Here is a 20177-nt window from a genome sequence, read left to right on the forward strand (position 1 = left end):
ATGGAACTCGCCGCCCTGATCGGCCGCCTCAACCCGGACTGTCGCCGCGCCCTGGAGCGCGCCGCGCAACGCTGCCTGCAACGCACCCATCATTACGTAGAGATCGAGCACCTGCTGCTGGAACTGCTGGACATCGACGGCGGCGACTTCGCCTGCCTGCTGCCGCGCTTCGGCCTGGAGCGCGACGCCCTGGTCGCCGAGATCAACCTGTCGCTGGAGCTGTTCAAGGCCGGCAATACCCGCACTCCGGCGCTGTCCGCGCACACCATCGGCCTGCTCGAAGACGCCGTGGTCCACGCCAGCGTGCTCGGCCAGGCGCAGATTCGTTCCGGCCTGCTGCTGCTCGCCCTGCTCGACCGCGAGGAGCGCCGCGCCCTGCTGCTGAACAGCGCGTCGTCGCTGCTGCGGATTCCCCACGAGGCCTTGCAGGCCAACCTGCTGGAGTGGATCCAGGCCTCCCGCGAACAGCCGGCCGCGCCGAACCGCCCGGCGGCAGGCGGCGACAAGCCGGAAAGCGCCCAGGACCCGCTGCTCGACCAGTACACCCAGGACCTCACCGCCGAAGCCCGCGCCGGGCGCATCGACCCCATAGTCGGGCGCGACGGGGAGATCCGCCAGTGCGTCGACATCCTCCTGCGCCGGCGGCAGAACAACCCGATCCTGGTCGGCGCGCCGGGCGTCGGCAAGACCGCTGTGGTCGAGGGCCTGGCCCTGCGCATCGCCGCCGGCGAGGTGCCGCCGTCGTTGCAGGAGGTGATCCTGCGGGTGCTCGACCTCGGCCTGTTGCAGGCCGGCGCCAGCATGAAGGGCGAGTTCGAGCAGCGCCTCAAGGGCGTGATCGACGCCGTGCGCAACAGCGCGCAGCCGATCATCCTGTTCATCGACGAGGCGCACACGCTGATCGGCGCCGGCGGCGCGGAAGGCGGCAGCGACGCCGCCAACCTGCTCAAGCCGGCCCTGGCGCGCGGCGAGTTGCGCACCCTGGCGGCCACCACCTGGCTGGAATACAAGAAATACTTCGAGAAGGACCCGGCGCTGACCCGGCGCTTCCAGCTGGTCCAGGTCGAGGAGCCGGACGAGGCCACCGCCGTGGAGATGCTGCGCGGCGTCGCCGGCAAGCTGGAACTGCATCACGGCGTGCAGATCATGGACGCGGCCATCGTCGATGCGGTGAAGCTGTCGCATCGCTACATCTCCGGCCGCCAGTTGCCGGACAAGGCGATCAGCGTGCTCGACACCGCCTGCGCGCGGGTCGCCCTCGGCCAGCACGACGTGCCGCCGCCGCTGGAAAGCCTGCGCCATCGCGAGCAGGCGCTGGAAGAGGAATTGCAGCGGCTGCGCCGGGAACAGGCCACCGGCCTCGACCACAGCGCGCGTATCACCGCCCTGGAAAGCGAGTCGGGCGATAACCGCCGGACCATCCGCGAGCTGGAGACCCGCTGGGACGAGGAACGCGAAGCGGTGCGCGAACTGCTCGACATCCGCCGCGAACTGCTGGCCCTCAGCGAAAGCGCCGACGCGGCCAAGCCCGACGAGGAACTGGACGGTCGCATCGACCACCTGGCCGCCGAACTGGCGCGCCTGGCGGCCGGCCTCGAAGCCATCCGCCAGGACGACCCGCTGGTTCCCGAGCAGGTGGACTCGCGTACCGTGGCCGCGGTGATCGCCGGCTGGACCGGCATCCCGGTGGGCAAGATGCTCGCCGACGAAGCCCACGCCATCCGTTCCCTGGCGCAACGAATGGGCCAGCGGGTGATGGGCCAGGAGGCCGCCCTGGGCGCCATCGCCCAGCGCATCCAGGCCTATCGCGCCGGACTCAGCGACCCGGCCAAGCCGGTCGGCGTATTCCTCCTGCCCGGCCCCACCGGCGTGGGCAAGACCGAGACCGCCTACGCCCTGGCCGACGCCCTTTACGGCGGCGAACGCAACCTGATCAGCATCAACCTCTCCGAGTACCAGGAGGCCCACACCGTCAGCCAGCTCAAGGGCGCCCCGCCCGGCTACGTCGGCTACGGCAGCGGCGGCGTGCTCACCGAAGCGGTGCGCCGCAAGCCCTATTCGGTGGTGCTGCTGGACGAGATCGAGAAAGCCCATCCGGACGTGCTGGAAGCCTTCTACAACGTGTTCGACAAGGGCGTGATGGAAGACGGCACCGGCCTGGTGGTGGACTTCAGGAACACCGTGATCCTCGCCACCAGCAACGTCGGCGCCGAACTGCTGCTGGACAGCCCGGCCGAACAGGTCGCCACCCCGGCCTTCGACGAGCGCCTGCGCAAAGTCCTGCTGCAAACCTTCCGCCCGGCGTTCCTCGCGCGCATGACCGTGGTGCCTTACCGGCCGCTGGAGGAAGCCACCCTGGAAGGCATCGTCGTGGCCAAGCTGGAAAAACTGCGGGAACGCTACAAGGCCGCTACCGGCAAACAGTTCGACTTCGACCCGGCCATCGTCAAGGCCGTGCTCGCCAAGTGCAGCGCGGCGGGCGCGCGGGATATCGAGAACGTGCTGATGGCGCAGGTGACGGGGAAGTTGGCGGAGTGGGTGTTGGAGTAGGACCCTATTTGAGGAGTCTATATGAACTATTTATTCGTGCCATTCACAAGCGAAGAAAGCAATAACGAACTACTATCCATGGGTACGCTTTGGGCATCCCAAGTGGCAAAGGATCCTCGCGGCAGAGAACCACCGAAGCTATTATTTTACAACACTAAGCACATGAAGCCATTAAATATCATAAACAATGACGATACGCTGTACGTGATTGCTCATGGTTACGAAGGCATCTCAGACTACATATTCAGCCTGAGCACCCCTCCTGCGAACGGGCTCATACCGGCGTTAACGGCAGGGGAACTGTCAGTAAGACTGAAAGTAGCAGGATTAAATGCAAACCATAGAAGAGTCAAGCTCTACGTATGTAACTCAGGGGGTGAGTTTTCGGAATTTGCTACTTCATTCAAAAGCAAAATGCGAGACAGCATGGGCTACCCCAATATAGATGTATATTACTATAATTCATCGGTGTCGGTACCGAAAGAATTTGCCGACGGCAATTACCATAAAGACGGGGTACTCTTTGATGCGCAAGGCAATGTAGTGCTAACGCCAAGATTTCGAGCTTCGGAAGCAAGACAGAGAGTACCTTAAGAATAATTTAGCGCCATCTCAAATAAAAAGGAAACGAGTAATGGGATATCTATTTTTTGACACTTCATAACCACAAAATAAGCCTCCTCCATCCCCCTTTATGAACTCTGACCAAGTCACCATTATGGCGCTGAAATTCTGGTCTGGAACGTACAGCACATGGACAACCAATCCACATCCACTCATTCGATGGCCTTTTGGGAAAAGCTGGAGTTCCTCGACAATACTTGGCCAACCGATGAGGAGCGATCATTTTCCGGTGATCTATACGTGGATGGAAAAATCGGGATGAAGGTCGTCTTGAGGTTATTCATCATTCCTTCGGGCTGGCATGACAAGGCACACTAATGCCCCGTCCCACCGACACCAATACCACCCTCTCCCTCAGCGCCTCCACCCTGGGTGATCTTTACCCCCAGACGCTTTCCGGGGGCGAGGCGTTGAACGAGCTGGGCAGCCTGACGCTCGGCGGCTACAGCGCCACCGCGCTGACGTTGAGCAATGCGGTGGCCACCCATCTCACCGCCACCCTGCACAACGACGCCGACCAGCGTCCGCTCGACGGCCTGGTCGCGGAGATCCGCCAACTCCCCGGCGATGCCAGCGCCGAGCGCTACCAGGTGCTGTTGCGCCCCTGGCTCTGGTGGCTGACGCTGGCCAGCAACAACCGGGTGTTCCAGAACCTGGCCACCAGCGACATCGTCACCCAGGTCTTCGACCAGCACGGCTTCAGCGACTACCAGTTGCAGCTCAGCGGCAGCTACCAGCCCCGCGAATACTGCGTGCAGTATGGCGAGAGCGACCTCGCCTTCGTTTCGCGGCTGCTGGAGGAAGACGGCATCTTCTGGTTCTTCACCCATGCCGCCGGCAAGCACATCCTGGTGCTGGCCGACAGCAACGACGCCTTCCCGCCGATTCCCAACGGCCCGGAAGTGGCCTACCTGGGCCAAGGAATCGGCGTGCGCGAGTTGCAGGGCGTGCGTTCGGCGCAGTACAGCCTCCAGGCGGTATCCGGGACCTACAGCGCCACCGACTACGAGTTCACCACCCCGGGCACCTCGCTGTACTCCCAGGCCGAGGCGGTTTCCGGCGCCGCCGGCGTCTACCAGCACCCCGGCGGCTACACCGCCAAGGCCCAGGGCGACAGCCTGACCAAGCAACGCATCGACGGCCTGCGCAGCCAGGAGACGCGCCTGATCGGCGAGAGCGACTGCCGCTGGCTGGTGCCCGGCCACTGGTTCACCCTCAGCGGGCATGACGACGATTCGCTGAATATCGACTGGGTGCTGACCTCGGTCACCCATGACGCCAGTCACGCGCACTACCGCAACCGCTTCGAGGCGATCCCCAAGGCCACCGCCTACCGCCCCGCGCGGGTCACGCCCAAGCCGCGCATGCACACCCAGACCGCCCTGGTGGTGGGCAAGGCCGGCGAGGAGATCTGGACCGACCAGTACGGCCGGATCAAGATCCAGTTCCCCTGGGACCGCGACGGCAAGAACGACGAGACCTCCTCCTGCTGGGTGCGCGTGGTGCTGCCCTGGAGCGGCAAGGGCTTCGGCATGCAGTTCGTGCCGCGCATCGGCCAGGAAGTGATCGTCACCTTCATCGACGGCGACCCGGACCGCCCGCTGGTCACCGGCTGCGTCTACAACGGCGACAACGCCCTGCCCTACGCGCTGCCGGACAACCAGACGCAGTCCGGGATCAAGACCAACTCGTCGAAGGGCGGCGGCGGTTTCAACGAGCTGCGCTTCGAGGACAAGAAGGACGCCGAGGAAGTCTTCCTCCAGGCGCAGAAGGACCTCAACGTCAACGTGCTCAACGACAGCACCGCCAGCATCGGCCACGACGAGACCCTGACGGTGCAGAACGCCCGCACCCGCACGGTGAAGGAAGGCGACGAGACCGTCACCCTGGAGAAAGGCAAGCGCACGGTGACCATCCAGACCGGCAGCGACAGTCTGGATGTGAAGGACACGCGCACGGTGACGGTGGGCGCCGACCAGACCCACAGCACCGGCGGCAACTACAGCCACAAGGTCAGCGGCAACTTCGAGCTGACGGTGGACGGCAACCTGACCATCAAGGTCAGCGGCACCCTCGCCCTGCAGAGCGGCGGCAGCCTGACCCTGAAGAGCGACGCCGACCTCGCCGCCCAGGCTGGCACCTCGCTGACCAGCAAGGCCGGGACGTCGCTGACCAACCAGGCCGGCACCTCCCTCACCAACAAGGCCGGCACCAGCCTGACCAACGATGCCGGCGTCAGCCTGACCAACAAGGCCGGCGCCGAACAGACGGTGGACGGCGGCGGCATGCTGACCATCAAGGGCGGCCTGGTAAAGGTCAACTGAGGAGAAGCGCATGGCGGCATCCGGCAAGCTCGACCTGGTTCGTGGCGACAGCCATCTCGCCGGCAACCTGCTCGACGGCAGCCTGGAAGGCCCGTTGCGCATCGACGAGCACGACAGGCCGCAGGCCAGCCTCGGCTACCGGCAGGGCCAGTTGCACGGCGCCAGCACCCTGTTCCATCCCAACGGCAAGGTCTCCGCGCAACTCGCCTTCGTCGACGGCAAGCTGCACGGGCCGGCCAGTTTCCATGCCGCGGAAGGCTGGTTGCAGCGCAAGGCGCACTACCGCAACGGGCTGCTCCACGGCGAAGCGTTCAACTATTTCGCCAACGGCCAGGTGGCCGAGCGCGAGCATTACCGCGACGGCGTACGCGACGGGGTCTACCAACGCTTCCATGGCAATGGCCAACTGGCCTTCGACGGACGCTACCTGAACGGCCAGCTACTGGACGGCGCCCAGCCGTTCGCCGACGACGGCCGGCCGCTGGACAGCGAGGGCAAGCCCATGGCGCGCTGGCGCTGGTGGTGGACCAGGCTGGCGGAGCCCTAGGCGCGCATCGGCCAGGCGGCGCTCAGGGAATCAGCATCTGCACCTGTCCCGGCACGCTGATCTTGATCACCCCGCCCCAGGTGCAGATCAGCGTGCCATTGGCGTCCAGCGCGGGCATCCCGCCCAGCAGCAGGGTCGGCGGGCCGCCGGGGATCCACGGGCTGGCGGTGGCGGGAATGCACGGCATCGGCGTCAGTACGCCGAGGGCGGCGGCGGTGGCGGCGGCCACCACGGGGTTGGCCGGACTCTGGCAGAGACCGAAGGTGGGAATGTTCAGCAGCGGGATGTGGTCCATGATGTTCGCCGCCGGCATCCCGCTGGTCAGGGTGCGGTTCTGCGGCAACACGTTGAGCACCGTCGGCGCCGCCCCGAAGCTGCATTGCAGGGTGGCGCCGGCGCAGACCTGCGGGCAGCCCATGCCGTCCTCCCGAGCGCGATGGCGTTGTAGCAGGATAGACCAGCCCATCGCGCTCGCCGTGGGGCTGGCTTGCTGTTTTTCTGACGAATGCCCGACATGCGTGTCGCCAGCGGCGCTAGAATTCCGCTGTGATGCGGGGCGGAGCCCCGCGACAGGGATCGACGAAAAAGGATTTTCGGCGGATCGAACGGTGCCCGCAGCGCCCTCGCCGGCCGGCCCGCGGCCGGTCGATGCAGGGGTTGCAGTACCCTGGCCGCCCCCATGGACGGGACGACAATGCCTAGCACAAGAAGCCTCCCCGCACGGGTCATCGTCGCCGATGACTATCCCCTGTTCCGCGATGGCCTGAGACGGGTCGTCCGCCGCTACCTCCCGCAAGCCGCCGTAAGCGAAGCGGGCAGCTTCGACGAGGTGCTGCGCCTGGCCTCGAGCGTCTCGCCGGAACCTCCCGCCCTCTTCGTCCTCGACCTGCTGCTTCCCGGCTTCGCCGCCTCCCAGTCCATCGAGCGCTTGCGTCGCGCCTATCGGCACAGCGCAATCGTCATCGTCTCGATGCTCGACGACCCGCGTCTGGTGGACGAGGTGCTGGCCGCCGGCGCCGACGGCTACCTCGGCAAATCCCTGGAGGCCGGGGAGATCGGCACGGCGTTGCAGACGCTCGGCAGCGGCGAACCGGTGGTGCGCCTGCGCGGCGGGTCGAGCGCCGGCAGTCGGCAACGCGCCCTCCTGGACGCCCTGACCCCACGGCAGCAAGCGGTACTGCGGCTGATCGCCGATGGCCTGTCGAACAAGGAAATCGGCCGCGCGCTGTCGATCTCTCCGTTCACCGTGCGCGTGCACGTTTCCTCGCTGCTGCGTGCCCTGGAAGTGAACACGCGGACGGCCGCCGCGGCGCTGGCGGTGAAGGCCGGTTTCTAGGCAGGTTCCACGCGGCCGTACCCGGAGTTCCCGCGCAAGCATCCGAGAATGCCGAAACGAGAAGTCTGCCGCGATTTTCCGCGAAGTCTCCTCGCGGCGCTGAAGCCCGTCGCGGCGGACCAGTCCCATCCATGAGGGGCGCGCCTGCGCGCCGGCCTCACCGGGAGCGGCGACGCTCGTTTTCAGCAGAGGAACGGCACATGATCGACAGGGTGAAGCCGCTGATGGCGGCATGGGTTCTGGTCTTCGCATCTTCTTCGTTCGCCAGCGAAACGGCGGGAAAATTGCCACGAAAGCCAGCTCTAGGGCCGGAAACCGCGGGGGCGACCCTGGTCATTCCCGGCGAGACCGACAGGCTCGCTTCGCTCTACGCCCGCGCACGGGGCGAAGGCGGCAAGGTGGTGCTCTGGGCCGGCGGCGACGCGCCGAACCAGATGGACTGGTTGAAGACGGCCTTCGAGAGCCGCTTTCCCGGCGTGACCCTGGACGTCACGGTGGACCTCTCCAAGTTCCACGACCTGCGCATCGACCAGGAACTCGCCGCCGGCACCCTGACGCCGGACGTGGCGATGCTGCAAACCACCTTCGATTTCGACAGATGGAAGGCCCGCGACGTGCTGCTGCGCTACAAGCCGGTCGGCTTCGCCCGGCAGAAGAAAGGCTACGCCGATCCCGACGGCGCCTATGTCACGGCCTACAACAACGCCTTCGTGCCGACCTACGCTTCCGTCCGGCTGCCAGCGGAGCGCTATCCGACGCGCTTCGCCGATTACCTGAAGCCGGCCTTCAAGGGCAAGCTGGTGCTGACCTATCCCCATGACGACGATGCGGTGCTGTACGTCTACGACAAGCTGGAACGGCGCTACGGCAGCGGTTTCCTGCGCGCCCTGGCGGCGCAGAAGCCGAACTTCCTGCGCGGCACGGCGGCGCCGGCGGCCTCGGTGGGCACCGACTCCATCGGTTCGCTGGGCAACCTGACCGGCTATGCGACCGACAGCGATACGCCGGCCGGCTACTTCATCCCGACCGACGAGCCGTTCATCGTCTGGAACCAGCGCGCGGCGATCTTCAAGGCCGCCCGTCATCCGGCCACGGCCAAGCTGCTACTGTCCTACCTGGGCTCGGCCGAGTTCCAGTCCAGCTACGGCGGCTGGCGCGCCCGCGCCGACGTCGGCGAAGCGCCTGGGCTGCCGCCACTGGAGTCGCTGAAGAACGTCGACGTGCACGATTTCACCCGCTGGATGGCCGATCGCCAACGGGTGGCCAGCCTGCGCAGGCACATGGCGCAAATCTTCGGCCCGGTACGCGGCGAGTCGCCGTTGCGCGACCCGGCGCTGATGAGCCTGCTGGGGCTGACGGCGAACGACATCGTCGCCTTGCCCGAACCGGACCTGCCGATCTACTGAACCGCCATGACGGCCTCGCGCACGGACGACGCGGGGTCGTCGATCCTGGAGAATTGCCAATCAGGTTTCGACGGCAAGCAGGCGGCCTGGAGCGGCTGGGAAGACCCCCACTTCTTATAAAATACTTTTAATAAACGATTTATCCTATTGATTAATAAGATAAATAAAATACTAGAATTCACTTTAAGTTGAAACGACAAGGCGGCGCATAACGCTACCCGTTGTCCGCCCTGGCGTCCGCTTGCCGCCTTCGCTGCGCAGGGCGAACGAGGCCACCCGCGTTATCCGCCGACAGGCCTCTGCCAGGGAAGGACGACGGCACGGAAAACTCTTCTTCGACAACGACTTCCGCGTAGAACCTGATCCATCGCCTGCGCTCGCGCGAACTCACGCAGGCGACGACCAGGACGAAGGACCTAGGCCTTCCGCCACCCCTGCAACTGATTGCGGATCGGCAACTCGCGGATGCGCTTGCCGGTGGCGGCGAAGATCGCGTTGCACAGCGCCGGCGCTATCGGCGGCACGCCGGGCTCGCCGACCCCGCCCAACGGCAGGTCGCCATCCGGCTTGAGCAGATGCACCGACACCGCCTTGGGCGCCAGCGGCATGCGCGCCAGCTCGTACTGGTGGAAGTTGTCCTGCTGGACCTTGCCATCCTTGAAGCTGATCTCGCCCAGCGCCGCCAGGCCCAGGCCCATCACGCAGGCGCCTTCGAGCTGCGAGCGGATGCGCTCGGGGTTGATCTGCGGACCGCAGTCGGCGGCGATGGTGGCCTTGTGCACCAGCAGCGCGCCGTCGTCCTTCACCTCCACCTCGATCACCACCGCCACGTAGGTGACGAAGCTGTAGTGCGCGGCGATTCCCCGCGCCCTGCCCCTGGGCAGCTCGCCGCCCCAGCCGGACTGGCGCGCCGCCTCCTCGATCACCCCGCGCAGGCGGCCGACATCGAGTGGGTAGCGCTCCGGCGACTCGCCGTAGTTCCAGCTGTCGCCGAGTTCGGCGGTGTCGATCCGCCGCGCCGGGCCGAGCAGCTTGAGCAGGTAGTCCTTCGGGTCCTGGCCGGCCTTCGCCGCCAGTTCGCCGACGAAGCTCTGGATGGCGAAGGCGTGGGGGATGTTGGAGACCGAGCGGAACCAGCCGACCCGGGTGTGCGCCGGGGCCTCGGGGTTCTCCAGGCGCACGTTGGGGATGGCGAACGGCAGGTTGGTCAGGCCCATGCCCAGTTCGAAGGCGCCCTGGTGCTTGCTGTCCGGGCCGAACAGTGCGGTGATGCTCGGCGCCACCGAGCGATGCAGCCAGGCCTGCGGCAGCCCGTCGGCGCCGAGCACGGCCTGCAGGCGCTCCACCGAGACCGTGTGGAAATAGGAGAAATGCAGGTCGTCCTCGCGGGTCCACTGCACGCGCAGGTGGCGACCGGGGAACGCCTTGGCCAGGATCGCCGCTTCCAGCACGAAGTCGGGCTTGGACTTGCGGCCGAAACCGCCGCCGAGCAGGGTCACGTTGACCGTGACCTTGTCGAACGGCAGTTTCAGGCGCTCGGCGATGCGCTCGCGGGTCACTTGCGGCGCCTGGGTCGGGGCCCAGACCTCGCAGGCGCCGTCCTTGTACCAGGCGGTGGAGACCGGCGGTTCCATCGGCGCCTGGGCCAGGTGCGGCAGGTAGTACTCGGCCTCGACGATATCCCCGCCCCTGGCGAACAGCGCCGCGGCATCGCCGCTGTCGCGCACCACCTTGCCCGGCTTGCGCGCGGCCTCTTCCAGTTGCTTGCGGTAGGCCACCGAGTCGTAGCCGCCGTTGACCCCGGCGTCCCACTCGACCACCAGCGCCTCGCGCCCCTTGATCGCCGCCCAGGTGTTCTGCGCCACCACGGCGACCCCGCCCAGCGGCTGGAACTCGGACGGGATCGGCCGGCCCTCGATCTCGATCACCTTGACCACCCCCGGCACCTTCAGCGCCGCGGCGGCGTCGTAGCGCTTGAGCTTGCCGCCGTAGACCGGCGGCCGGGCGACCACGGCGTAGAGCATGTCGTCGAAGCGCGCGTCGAAGCCGAAGCCGGCGCGGCCATTGACGATATCGGCGCCGTCGATGGCGCGCGCCACGTCCTTGCCGATGTAGCGGAACTGCTCGGGCTTCTTCAGCAGCAGCTTGTCGCGCGCCGGCACTTCGAGACCCGCGGCGGCCTCGGCCAGTTCGCCGAAGGACAGCGAACGGCCGCTGGGCGCATGCAGCACCTTGTTCTGTTCGGCGCGGCACTCGCCCAGCGGGACCTTCCACTGGTTGGCCGCGGCCTGTTCGAGCATCTGTCGCGCCGCCGCACCGCAGCGGCGCATGGGTTCGAACCAATGGCGCATGCTGCGCGAGCCATCGGTGTCCTGGTTGCCGTAGCGCGCTTCGTCGCCGGGCGCCTGGATCACCTTGACCCGGCTCCAGTCGGCCTCCAGCTCGTCGGCCACCACCATCGCCAGGCTGGTGCGCACGCCCTGGCCCATTTCCGAGCGGTTGCAGACGATGCCGACCGTGCCGTCCCGGTCGATGCTCACGTAGATCTTCGGGTTGTCCACCCAGCCGTGGGGCATGGCGTCGGCGCCGAAGGCCTTCTTCTCGGCGGCCAGGGCGTCGCGCCAGCCCCAGTTGGCAGCCACCAGCAGCACGCCGGTGGCGCCGACGCCCTTGAGGAAACCGCGGCGGCTGAGATTGCCGATGACCAGATCGTCGGGGTACGAGCGCTTCATGCCTTGGCCTCCTGCAACTTGGCGGAGGCGTTGTGGATCGCCGTCTTGATCCGGTTGTAGGTGCCGCAGCGGCAGATGTTGCCGGCCATGGCCGCCTCGATCTGCTCGTCGCTGGGCGCGGGGTTGCTCTTCAGCAACGCCGTGGCCGACATGATCTGCCCGCCCTGGCAGTAGCCGCACTGCGCCACGCCGATGTCCAGCCAGGCCTGCTGGACGACTTCGCCGACCTTGTCGGTGTGCAGGTGGTCGATGGTGGTGACCTTCCTGCCCTGCGCCAGGCTCACCGGCGTGATGCAGGAACGGGTGGCCTGGCCGTCGATATGGATGGTGCAGGAGCCGCACAGGCCCATGCCGCAGCCGAACTTGGTCCCGGTATAGCCGACGACGTCGCGGATAGCCCAGAGCAAGGGCATATCCTCGGTGACATCGAGCTGATGATCCTTGCCATTGAGGTTCAGGGTAATCATCGGTGCACGCCTTTTCTGGTTTCTGGTTATGGAGTCGCACGGCGACTGCGCCGCCCCCCATGGGCGCGGCGAGTCTCTCATCGGACTGAAGGGAGATTATTGGCGAGAGGACTGCGGCGCATAACCTGGCAGAACTGAACGTATCGTTGAATGGAATTCAACGATACCCAAGCCGGGCGGGAATCGCCCGGGCGAGGCAGCATTCCCGGTGGCCCGCTCCTCGCCGCTCGCCGGAAAGCGAGCGGCTCGGCCAGGGGAAACGGCGTTAGCCGCGCCGCACGCGCAGGCGCTCGGCGTGGTAGATCAACGGCCCATGCTGGTCCTCGGCACCGCTGGGGTCGTCCAGCAGCACGCCGGTGATGCGGCCCTGGCGGAACAGCAGGCGGATCGCCAGCAGGTTGGCCCTGGGGTCGCCCTTGAGATCATGGAGGGAACGCGGGGTGTCGGCATCCAGCTGACAAAACACCGATTCGAGCAAAACATCGGAAGGTTCTAACGCCATGCAGTCGTATCCGTCGAGAAGTACCGGTCACCTTGCCTTGCACTGGGTGCCGGTCAAAGCCCATCCCTGGAAAAACGCCTTTCCGCGCATTGAAACAATGCGCAACGATTTTCCTCGCGACGCAGTGTCGCCTACCGCCAGAGCCGTTGCCAAGAGCCGTACATCCCTGCGGCGTGCCCCTGCGACAACGTTGCAATACTTTCTTCACACGAGTTCCGCTACAAAGGTATCTCGCCGGAACCGAGGGTTCCTTTGTCCACCCACCCATAACCGAGAAAGCAAGCGGAGGCACCCATGAACCACACTGCATCGATCCCCGCCCTGCCCACGGCCTATGACCTGCTGAACACCCGCATCCAGCGCATCATCCACGCCCCGGCCGCGCAACAGGCCTGCCAGGCCTGCATTTCCCGATTGCCCGGCGAAGACGAGGGCGACTGGGCCCACCTGCTGGAAAGCTTCGACCGTTCCAACCAGTGGCTGCTCGACCCGCAGCGCGACGGCAGCATCGTCCTGCGCTGGAGTTCCGCCGCCTGATCCTGTTTGCCGCGCGGCCGTCGAGCCGCGCGGCTTGCGCTCTTCCCTTCCCTTCCCTTCCATTCGCTGTTCGCGGCTATCGCGGATAGCTTCCCGGCAACAGGATGTCCCGGCCGACCTCGCGGATGTCGGTATGGCCGCAGAAGGCCATGGTCAGGTCCAGCTCGCGGGCTATGATCTCCAGCGCCCGCGTCACTCCGGCCTGCCCCAGCGCGCCCAGCCCGTAGAGATAGGGACGGCCGATCATGGTCCCGCGCGCACCGAGGGCGATGGCCTTGAGCACGTCCTGCCCGGAACGGATGCCGCTGTCGAGCCAGACCTCGATGCGCTCGCCCACCGCCTCGACGATCGCCGGCAGCGCGCTGATGGTCGAGGGCGCGCCGTCCAGTTGGCGTCCGCCATGGTTGCTGACGACCAGCGCATCGGCGCCGGAGTCGGCGGCCAACCGCGCATCCTCGGCATCGAGAATGCCCTTGAGCACCAGCTTGCCGCCCCAGCGCCGCTTGATCCATTCGACGTCGCCCCAGTTCAGCCGCGGGTCGAACTGGCGGGCGGTCCACTCGGACAGTGAGCCCATGTCGTCGACGCCCTTGACGTGCCCGACGATGTTGCCGAAACCGCGACGCCGGGTGCCGAGCATGCCCAGCGCCCAGCGCGGCTTGGTGGCGATGTTCAGCAGGTTGGCCAGGGTCGGCCGCGGCGGCGCCGAGAGACCGTTCTTCAGGTCCTTGTGGCGCTGGCCGATGATCTGCAGGTCGAGGGTCAGCACCAGCGCGTCGCAGCCGGCGGCCTTGGCACGGTCGATCAGGCGTTCGATGAAATCGCGGTCGCGCATCACGTAGAGCTGGAACCAGAACGGCTGGCCGACTTCCGTGGCGATGTCCTCCAGGGAACAGATGCTCATGGTCGACAGGGTGTAGCGCACGCCGAACTCGGCGGCGGCGCGGGCGGCGAGGATCTCGCCGTCGGCATGCTGCATGCCGGCCAGCCCGGTGGGCGCGATGGCCACCGGCATGGCCATCTCCTGGCCGAGCATGCGGGTGCGCAGCGAGCGGTTCTCGATATTCCGCGCGACCCGCTGGCGCAGCTTGATCGCGGCGAAGTCGTCCTGGTTGGCGCGGTAGGTGCCTTCGCTCCAGGAACCGGAGTCGGCGTAGTCGTAGAACATCCGCGGCACGCGCTTGCGCGCCAGGCGGCGCAGGTCTTCGATATCGGTGATGACGCTCATGCAGTCCACTCCTTCGGGGGTGGCTGGATGGTAGAGCGCGACGTACCGCCGCAGGCGGAATAATTGTCGGCATCGGCGGAAGGAAATTCCGCCGTTTCAGTCGTCCGCCGCCGGAAGGAATTCCCTGCCCTGGACCACCGCCTCGCGGCAGATCGCCGCCAGCCAGGCAGCGAAACGCTGGCTGGCCGGCGAGGCCTGGTGGCTGCGCAGGTGGTAATGGTGGGTGGGCGCCGAACGCAGCGGGAACAGCACCACCAGCCGCCCCTCGGCAAGCCAGGCGCGCGCCAGCGAGGGTCGCGCGAGGGCCACGCCCTGGCCGTTGGCGGCGGCTTCCAGGGTCATGCCCAAATCGAGCAGGCGCGGCCCGGCGCAGGGCTCCGGCCAGTCCAGCCCGGCCACGCGGAACCACGGCTGCCAGGGCTCCAGCGGCGAGCGCAGCAACGGCAGGCCGGCGAGCATGGCTGGCGTCCAGGGCCGCGGCAGGCCGAGCAGCAGCCCCGGCGCGGCCATCGGTAGCACGCGCTCCTCCAGCAGCCGCTCGCCGGCCGCCACGCCATGGCTGTCGCCGCGCACCTCGACATCGGCCAGCGGCAGGTCCTGGCCGTCCGAAGGACTCGACAGGAGAATCTCCAGCTCGATTTCCGGACAGGCCTCGGCGAAGGACGCCAGGCGCGGAATCAGGATCTGCCGGGCGAAGGTCGGCGGCGTGCGCAGGGTCAGCCGCTGCTGGCGCTGGACCTGGCGACGATGCAGCGGAACCGCCGCGAGCTGGGCGAGGATCGGCGCGATCTGTTCGAGGTACTCGCGGCCGTGGGAGGTCAGCGCCAGCGAGCGGCCGTCGCGCTGCAACAGGCTCACCCCGAGCATCCCCTCGAGACCGGAAACCCGCTTGCTGGCGGCGCTGCCGGTGATCGACAGGAGTTCGGCGGCGCGCTCGAAGGTACCCAGCCGGGCAGCCGCTTCGAACGCCTGCAACGCTTCGATGGAAGGAAAACGGAAATCGTCGGGATTGAGCATGGGGCAGACTTTACCCGCTGCCCGAGATCAGGGATACCGCGTCAGAGCCGCTGCTCGTTGGCCGCGGCGCGGCGCTCGGGCGCCGCGGAACCGGCGGCACCGCCCCAGGAAGCCTTGCCGGGGCTGTAGACATCCTGTTCGTCGAGGGTCACCAGGCCGCTTTCCACCAGGCGCCCGAGGACCTGGCGGATGCTCACCAGGGACAGCGGCGTACCGGTTTCGGAGAGACGCCGGTGCAGGGTGCGGATCGGCACCCGGCCCTGCTCCCCCGAGGCTTCCCAGAGCGCATCGATCACTTTCAGCCGGGCCAGGCTCATCTTCAGGCCGGCCTCCTTCAACATCTGTTTGACGGGCGAATGGGTCATCGTGACGCTCCTTTCGTGGACGAGTGGGTAGCGGGTCCCCGCCGAAGCCGAGCATCCCTGCTCGCTGCCTGCACGTGTTCCCTGGAACCGGGCGGCTGTGGGCCGCCTCTATGGTTAAAGACGAACGAGCGCGGAAAAACCGTCAGTTTTTTTCCCATCAGATCTGATAGGCATTGCTTATCATTCGCGAATGCTTAGCCGTTGCAGTTGCGGGTCGGCGTCGATCTGCCTGTCGCTGAACGGCAAGGTCTGCCATTGCTGGCGGGAAAACAGCTCGGTCTGGTCGCGGTAGTGCGGCGAGCGCGGATCGCTGGACTGGGAGAAAGCCAGCAACCCGCGAGCCTTGGGCCCTTCCTCGGGGAAGGTCACCAGCTGGATGTAGCTGGTGCCGCCGACCACCTCCAGGTGGTCGCCCTTGCGGACGCTCTGGATCGCGTTGTAGACCCCGAAATGGCCATCGCCGCCGGGAATCGCGATGCGTTCCTGGCCACGGGTGCTCACTTGCAGGTCGCCCCAGCGCGCGCCGTCGGGAATCCCGCTCTTCTCCACCTCCGCCGCCGCGTCCGCCAGCGCCTGGCGCACCTGGGTCGCCACCTGCGGCCGGTCGAGGGCGATGCCTTGCGGCGTATCCAGGGGACGTTGCGCATCGAACGGTTCCTTCCACGCGCCGTCGAGTTCGGCGAAGCGTTGCATGAAGCGCTGGAAGTAGACGAAACCGCTGCCGCTGTCGAGGTTGGCGCCACGGTCCCACTGCGCCAGGGCCGCGCAGGCGCGGGCAAGGGACTTCTCGCCCTGGTTGTCGCGGCACAGGCGGAGCAGGTCCGGCAGCACCTGGTCGGCGCTGAAGACATGGTTGGCGGTGACCATTTCCTCGAGCGTCTTCGCCTCCAGCGGCTGCTTGCCCTGTAGCCGGCTCAGGGCGTAGCGCGCCCGCGGACCGATGGGTTTCTCCTGGCTGACCAGGGGCGAAAAGCCCTGCAACGGGCTCGCCGGGTTGGTCAGCCAGGCGCTGTCGTTGGAGTTCTGCACGAAGTCCCTGCGCAACAGCACCGGCAGTTGCGCCGCCGGGGTGATGCCAGCCTGGGCCGCGGCCGGGTCGCGGCTCCAGGCACAGCGGCTGTCCTGCCCCTGGAGGGCCGGCAGGCCTTCGGCGACCAGTTGCGGAATGGCGCAGGCGGGAATCAGTTCCGGCTTCAGGTAGGGCACCACCGACTGGTTCATGTACAGGGCGTTGCCCTGCTCGTCCGCAGCCAGGGTGTTGACCCAGGGGATCCCCTGTAGCGCCTCGACGCGCCGGCGCAGGTCGGCGACGTCGCTGGCCTGGTTGATCGAGTACCACTGTTGCAGTACCCGGGTGTTCTCCAGGTTGGCGTCACGCAGCGCATAGGCCTCGCTGCGGTTCCAGTCCAGCTTGCCGGGCCAGACCACCAGCGGGCCGTAGATCGACTGGTAGACCTTGTGCTCGACGCGCGACAGCTTGCCGTCGGCGCCGCGCACCTCGATCGCGACGGACTTCTCCTCCAGCGGCAGCGAACGACCGTCGACCAGGTAGCGCCGCGGGTCCTTCGGGTCCAGCGCCAGGCGATACAGGGTGAAGTGGCTGGAGGTATCCACCGTGTGGGTCCAGGCCAGGTGGCGGCTGAAGCCGATGTTGACCACCGGCAGACCGGGCAGCGAGGCCCCCATCACGTCGAGCCGGCCGGGAATGGTCAGGTGCATCTGGTAGAAACGCATCGCGCCGTTCCAGGGGAAGTGCGGGTTGGCCAGGAGCATGCCCTTGCCGTCCGCCGAACGTTCGCTGCCAACGGCAATGGCGTTGCTGCCGCGCTCCAGGCGGAAGCGCTGGCGCCGCTGCTCGGCGACCTGGAACGCCTGCTCGCCGCTCAGGGCGACCTTCTCCGTGCCGGGCGGCGCGGCGGCCACCAGCGCGTCGGCGAACTGGCCGACCCCGCCTTCGACCAGCAGGCGCCGGGTCAGGCGCAGCAGGTCATCGGTCGCGATGGCCCGCAGCCAGGGCTGGCCAAGGCAACTGGTGGTCTTGCCGTCGGCCTCGCGGAGGAAGCGGTTGAAACCGGCGGCGTAGCCTTCGAGCAACTGGCGTACCGCGGGCGTCTGCGCCTGCCAGAAGGCTTGCAGCGCCTCGGGTTGGTTGAGCCAGGCGTAGAAGATGTCGGACGGCAGGTTGTCCAGCTCGGCCGACGACTTGCCCTCGCTGCCGAAATAGCGCGCCCGCTCGCCGCGCGCGGTGACGATCTCCTCGGCCAGCAGGCAGGCGTTGTCGCGCGCGTAGGCGTAGCCGATGCCATAGCCCAGGCCGCGCTCATCCTTGGCCCGGATGTGCGGCACGCCATAGGCGGTCCAGCGGATGTCCGCGGCCAGCCCGGTCGGCCGCGGCATATCGGCCTGGACCGGCATCATCGAACCCAACAGCATGCCGGCCAGGCCGGTCAGTACGGTACGCATCCCCATCGATGTCGTTTCTCTGCAAAGTGGTGGCCGGAACGGCCGGGACATGCAACGAAAACGCCCTGCGTGCCGGGCATCCCCTGGCGGGGAAACGGGCAACACAGGGCGTGGCGGCGTGGCGCCGGTCAGCTGGCCAGGGCGTGCTCGTGCAGGGCGCGGGCCGCAGTACCGGGCTTCAGGTGCTGGTACAGGGAGCCGGAGATTTCCTCGGCACGTACCGGCAGCACCGACAGCAGGGTGTCGCTGAGGCCATGGCTGGCCTGGCAGAAGCCCTGCATGTAGATCGACGCCTGGCAACGCTGGTCGGTGATCAGACGATAGTTGCGGTCGACCTCGAAGTCCCCGAGGTAGTCGGCCATCGGCTCCAGCAGTTGACGATGCAACTGCCGCTCATAACCGGTGGCGAGGATTACCAGGTCGTAGCGCTGCACGCTCAGTTCGCCATTGGCGGTATTACGCAGCGCCAGCTCGATACCCTCGGCGCCTGCCGTGGCCTTCTCAACCGAGCGCAGGCTACGGAAGGCGTGGCGCGGGACTCCGGAAACCTTCTGGCGATAGAAGATGCCGTAAATACGCTCGATCAGGTCGATATCCACCACTGAATAGTTGGTGTTGTGGTACTCGCGCACCAGGCGCTCACGCTCCGCGCCTTCCTGGTTGTAGATCAGGTCGGTGAACTCGGGCGCGAATACTTCGTTGACGAACGGACTGTCGTCCGCCGGCTTCAGCGCCGAACCGCGCAGGATCAGGTCGACCTGTACCGATGGATAGCTGTCGTTGAGATCGATGAAGGCTTCGGCGGCACTCTGTCCGCCGCCGATGATCGCGACTTTCATCGGCTGGCCGTTGACACAGGGCTGCTTGAGCATGCGCTCCAGATACTGCGAATGGTGGAAGACCCTGCCATCGTCCTTCAGGTGGCGGAACGCCAGGGGAATTCGCGGCGTACCGCCGGCGCTGACCACCACCGAGCGAGTGGTACGCACAAGCTCCTCGCCTTCGGCGTTGCGCGAAGTCACCCGCAGCGCCTCGACCTTGCGCTCGACCAGCATCGGCTCGACCGACAGCACTTCCTCGCCGTAACGGCTCTGCTCGGCGAAGTGGCCGGCGACCCAGCGCAGATAGTCGTTGAACTCCATGCGGCAGGGGTAGAAGGTGCCCAGGTTGATGAAGTCCACCAGGCGCCCATGTTTGTGCAGGTAGTTGACGAAGGAATAGGGACTGGTTGGATTGCGCAGGGATACCAGGTCCTTGAGGAAGGAAATCTGCAACTCGCTCTGGCTGACCAGGGTATTGCCGTGCCAGCGATAGTCGGCCTGTTTGTCGAGGAACAGGACTTGCAGTTCCCCCTGGGTCCTCGCGCGTTCCTCAAGGGCGATCGCCAGGGCGATGTTCGAGGGGCCGAAGCCGATACCGATAAGGTCGTGAACGACGGCGGTTGCTGTAGCCTGGGTCATTTCCAGTGTCCTCTGGATAGGCTCCCGAAACCGGGGAGCGATAGGTCAAGAGCGGCCCGTAAGGGCGTCTGTTGACTAGGAACGAGGACCGGGAAACGAAATTTAACCGCGCTGGATCAACTGGACTCCCAGGCTTGCATGCGCAGGCGGCAGTGCCTCATCGCATTGACGATGTGCTTTTCCACGAGACTGCGGGAGATATTCAGGTGCGCCGCTATCTCGTTGTGGGAAAGACCTTCCAGCTTGCGCAGGAGGAAGGACTCGCGGCACAGCGGCGGCAGTTCGTTCAGCGCCAGGGTCAAGAGGTCGAGGCGCTGGCGCTGGTCCTCGAGTACCTGGGGGGAAGGCTCGGACATACCCTCCTCCTCGTCGAGGACGTGCAAGGGCTCGGCCTTGCGCACCCGGCTGCGGCGATGCTCGTCGACCGCGAGATTGAGCGCCGTCCGGTACAGGAACGCCCGCGGATGCTCGATTCGCGCTTGACTGGAGCGTTCCAGCACGCGCAAATACGCGTCGTGAGCAACGTCGGCCGCCGCCTGTCGGTCTCCGAGCCTGGCGCTGAGAAAGCGCAACAGCTCCCGATAATGGTTTTCCAAGACAACTCCTGCTCGCTACCGCG

18 protein-coding genes are annotated in these 20177 nt (G+C 66.6%); 8 read left to right on the top strand and 10 right to left on the bottom strand.

From position 1 onward, the window contains the following. The 5 genes from tssH to HMPREF3014_RS32580 all read left to right on the top strand — a co-directional run bounded on the left by tssH (position 1) and on the right by HMPREF3014_RS32580 (position 6045). Positions 1-2550, top strand: a complete 2550-nt coding sequence (tssH, locus tag HMPREF3014_RS32560; RefSeq protein WP_023087491.1) for a type VI secretion system ATPase TssH — start codon at positions 1-3, stop codon at positions 2548-2550. Between the two features lie 21 nt (positions 2551-2571). After that, positions 2572-3144 carry a hypothetical protein gene (locus HMPREF3014_RS32565; protein ID WP_003122693.1) on the top strand — a complete coding sequence of 191 codons (573 nt, stop codon included), beginning with the start codon at positions 2572-2574 and terminating at the stop codon, positions 3142-3144. A 159-nt stretch (positions 3145-3303) separates the two neighbouring features. Further along, on the top strand, positions 3304-3492 hold the full coding sequence (locus HMPREF3014_RS32570) for a hypothetical protein (protein ID WP_003104930.1): 189 nt from the start codon (positions 3304-3306) through the stop codon (positions 3490-3492). Further along, the gene (tssI, locus tag HMPREF3014_RS32575; protein WP_023087490.1) at positions 3492-5498 is read left to right on the top strand and encodes a type VI secretion system Vgr family protein; all 2007 of its coding nucleotides are present in this window, start codon (positions 3492-3494) and stop codon (positions 5496-5498) included. The genes HMPREF3014_RS32570 and tssI overlap by 1 nt, the downstream gene beginning before the upstream one ends. 10 nt (positions 5499-5508) lie before the next feature. Further along, positions 5509-6045 (top strand): toxin-antitoxin system YwqK family antitoxin, encoded by a 537-nt coding sequence (locus tag HMPREF3014_RS32580; RefSeq protein WP_003114514.1) that lies wholly within the window; start codon positions 5509-5511, stop codon positions 6043-6045. 22 nt (positions 6046-6067) lie between these two features. Here the strand turns inward: HMPREF3014_RS32580 and HMPREF3014_RS32585 are convergent, their stop codons facing one another. Continuing rightward, positions 6068-6463, bottom strand: coding sequence for a DUF4280 domain-containing protein (locus HMPREF3014_RS32585; protein WP_003089513.1), 396 nt, complete (start codon positions 6461-6463; stop codon positions 6068-6070). 276 nt (positions 6464-6739) lie between these two features. Between HMPREF3014_RS32585 and HMPREF3014_RS32590 the strand changes: the two genes are divergently transcribed. Beyond that, positions 6740-7381: a LuxR C-terminal-related transcriptional regulator gene (locus HMPREF3014_RS32590; protein ID WP_003110901.1), complete on the top strand. Its 642-nt coding sequence runs from the start codon at positions 6740-6742 to the stop codon at positions 7379-7381. A gap of 200 nt (positions 7382-7581) precedes the next feature. After that, positions 7582-8787, top strand: a complete 1206-nt coding sequence (locus HMPREF3014_RS32595) for an ABC transporter substrate-binding protein (protein ID WP_003115787.1) — start codon at positions 7582-7584, stop codon at positions 8785-8787. A gap of 416 nt (positions 8788-9203) precedes the next feature. Here HMPREF3014_RS32595 and HMPREF3014_RS32600 read toward each other — a convergent pair whose 3' ends face one another. The 3 genes from HMPREF3014_RS32600 to HMPREF3014_RS32610 all read right to left on the bottom strand — a co-directional run bounded on the left by HMPREF3014_RS32600 (position 9204) and on the right by HMPREF3014_RS32610 (position 12488). Next, the gene (locus HMPREF3014_RS32600) at positions 9204-11519 is read right to left on the bottom strand and encodes a xanthine dehydrogenase family protein molybdopterin-binding subunit (protein ID WP_003160318.1); all 2316 of its coding nucleotides are present in this window, start codon (positions 11517-11519) and stop codon (positions 9204-9206) included. Next, positions 11516-11986 carry a (2Fe-2S)-binding protein gene (locus tag HMPREF3014_RS32605; protein WP_003089521.1) on the bottom strand — a complete coding sequence of 157 codons (471 nt, stop codon included), beginning with the start codon at positions 11984-11986 and terminating at the stop codon, positions 11516-11518. The genes HMPREF3014_RS32600 and HMPREF3014_RS32605 overlap by 4 nt, the downstream gene beginning before the upstream one ends. Positions 11987-12251: 265 nt before the next feature. Continuing rightward, positions 12252-12488: a hypothetical protein gene (locus HMPREF3014_RS32610; protein WP_003104944.1), complete on the bottom strand. Its 237-nt coding sequence runs from the start codon at positions 12486-12488 to the stop codon at positions 12252-12254. A 294-nt stretch (positions 12489-12782) separates the two neighbouring features. On the opposite strand from HMPREF3014_RS32610, the gene HMPREF3014_RS32615 reads away from it, so the two are divergent. Continuing rightward, on the top strand, positions 12783-13025 hold the full coding sequence (locus HMPREF3014_RS32615; RefSeq protein WP_003089526.1) for a DUF1654 domain-containing protein: 243 nt from the start codon (positions 12783-12785) through the stop codon (positions 13023-13025). A gap of 76 nt (positions 13026-13101) precedes the next feature. Here HMPREF3014_RS32615 and lldA read toward each other — a convergent pair whose 3' ends face one another. From lldA to HMPREF3014_RS32645, 6 genes are all read right to left on the bottom strand, one after another. Beyond that, positions 13102-14253 (bottom strand): L-lactate dehydrogenase LldA, encoded by a 1152-nt coding sequence (gene lldA, locus HMPREF3014_RS32620; protein ID WP_003104946.1) that lies wholly within the window; start codon positions 14251-14253, stop codon positions 13102-13104. Between the two features lie 96 nt (positions 14254-14349). Next, complete coding sequence (locus tag HMPREF3014_RS32625; RefSeq protein WP_003114511.1) at positions 14350-15270, bottom strand: LysR substrate-binding domain-containing protein; 921 nt, start codon at positions 15268-15270, stop codon at positions 14350-14352. Between the two features lie 41 nt (positions 15271-15311). After that, positions 15312-15635, bottom strand: a complete 324-nt coding sequence (locus tag HMPREF3014_RS32630; RefSeq protein WP_003089535.1) for a transcriptional repressor — start codon at positions 15633-15635, stop codon at positions 15312-15314. Positions 15636-15815: 180 nt separating this feature from the next. Beyond that, positions 15816-18104 carry a bifunctional acylase PvdQ gene (gene pvdQ / locus HMPREF3014_RS32635; protein ID WP_003139299.1) on the bottom strand — a complete coding sequence of 763 codons (2289 nt, stop codon included), beginning with the start codon at positions 18102-18104 and terminating at the stop codon, positions 15816-15818. Positions 18105-18226: 122 nt separating this feature from the next. After that, positions 18227-19558, bottom strand: coding sequence for a lysine N(6)-hydroxylase/L-ornithine N(5)-oxygenase family protein (locus HMPREF3014_RS32640; protein WP_003089540.1), 1332 nt, complete (start codon positions 19556-19558; stop codon positions 18227-18229). Positions 19559-19674: 116 nt separating this feature from the next. Continuing rightward, positions 19675-20154 (bottom strand): sigma-70 family RNA polymerase sigma factor, encoded by a 480-nt coding sequence (locus tag HMPREF3014_RS32645; protein WP_003122684.1) that lies wholly within the window; start codon positions 20152-20154, stop codon positions 19675-19677. Positions 20155-20177: the final 23 nt, after the last annotated feature.

The sequence above is a fragment of the Pseudomonas sp. HMSC065H01 genome (genome assembly GCF_001815235.1).
In the GTDB taxonomy this organism is placed as follows: Bacteria; Pseudomonadota; Gammaproteobacteria; order Pseudomonadales; family Pseudomonadaceae; genus Pseudomonas; species Pseudomonas aeruginosa.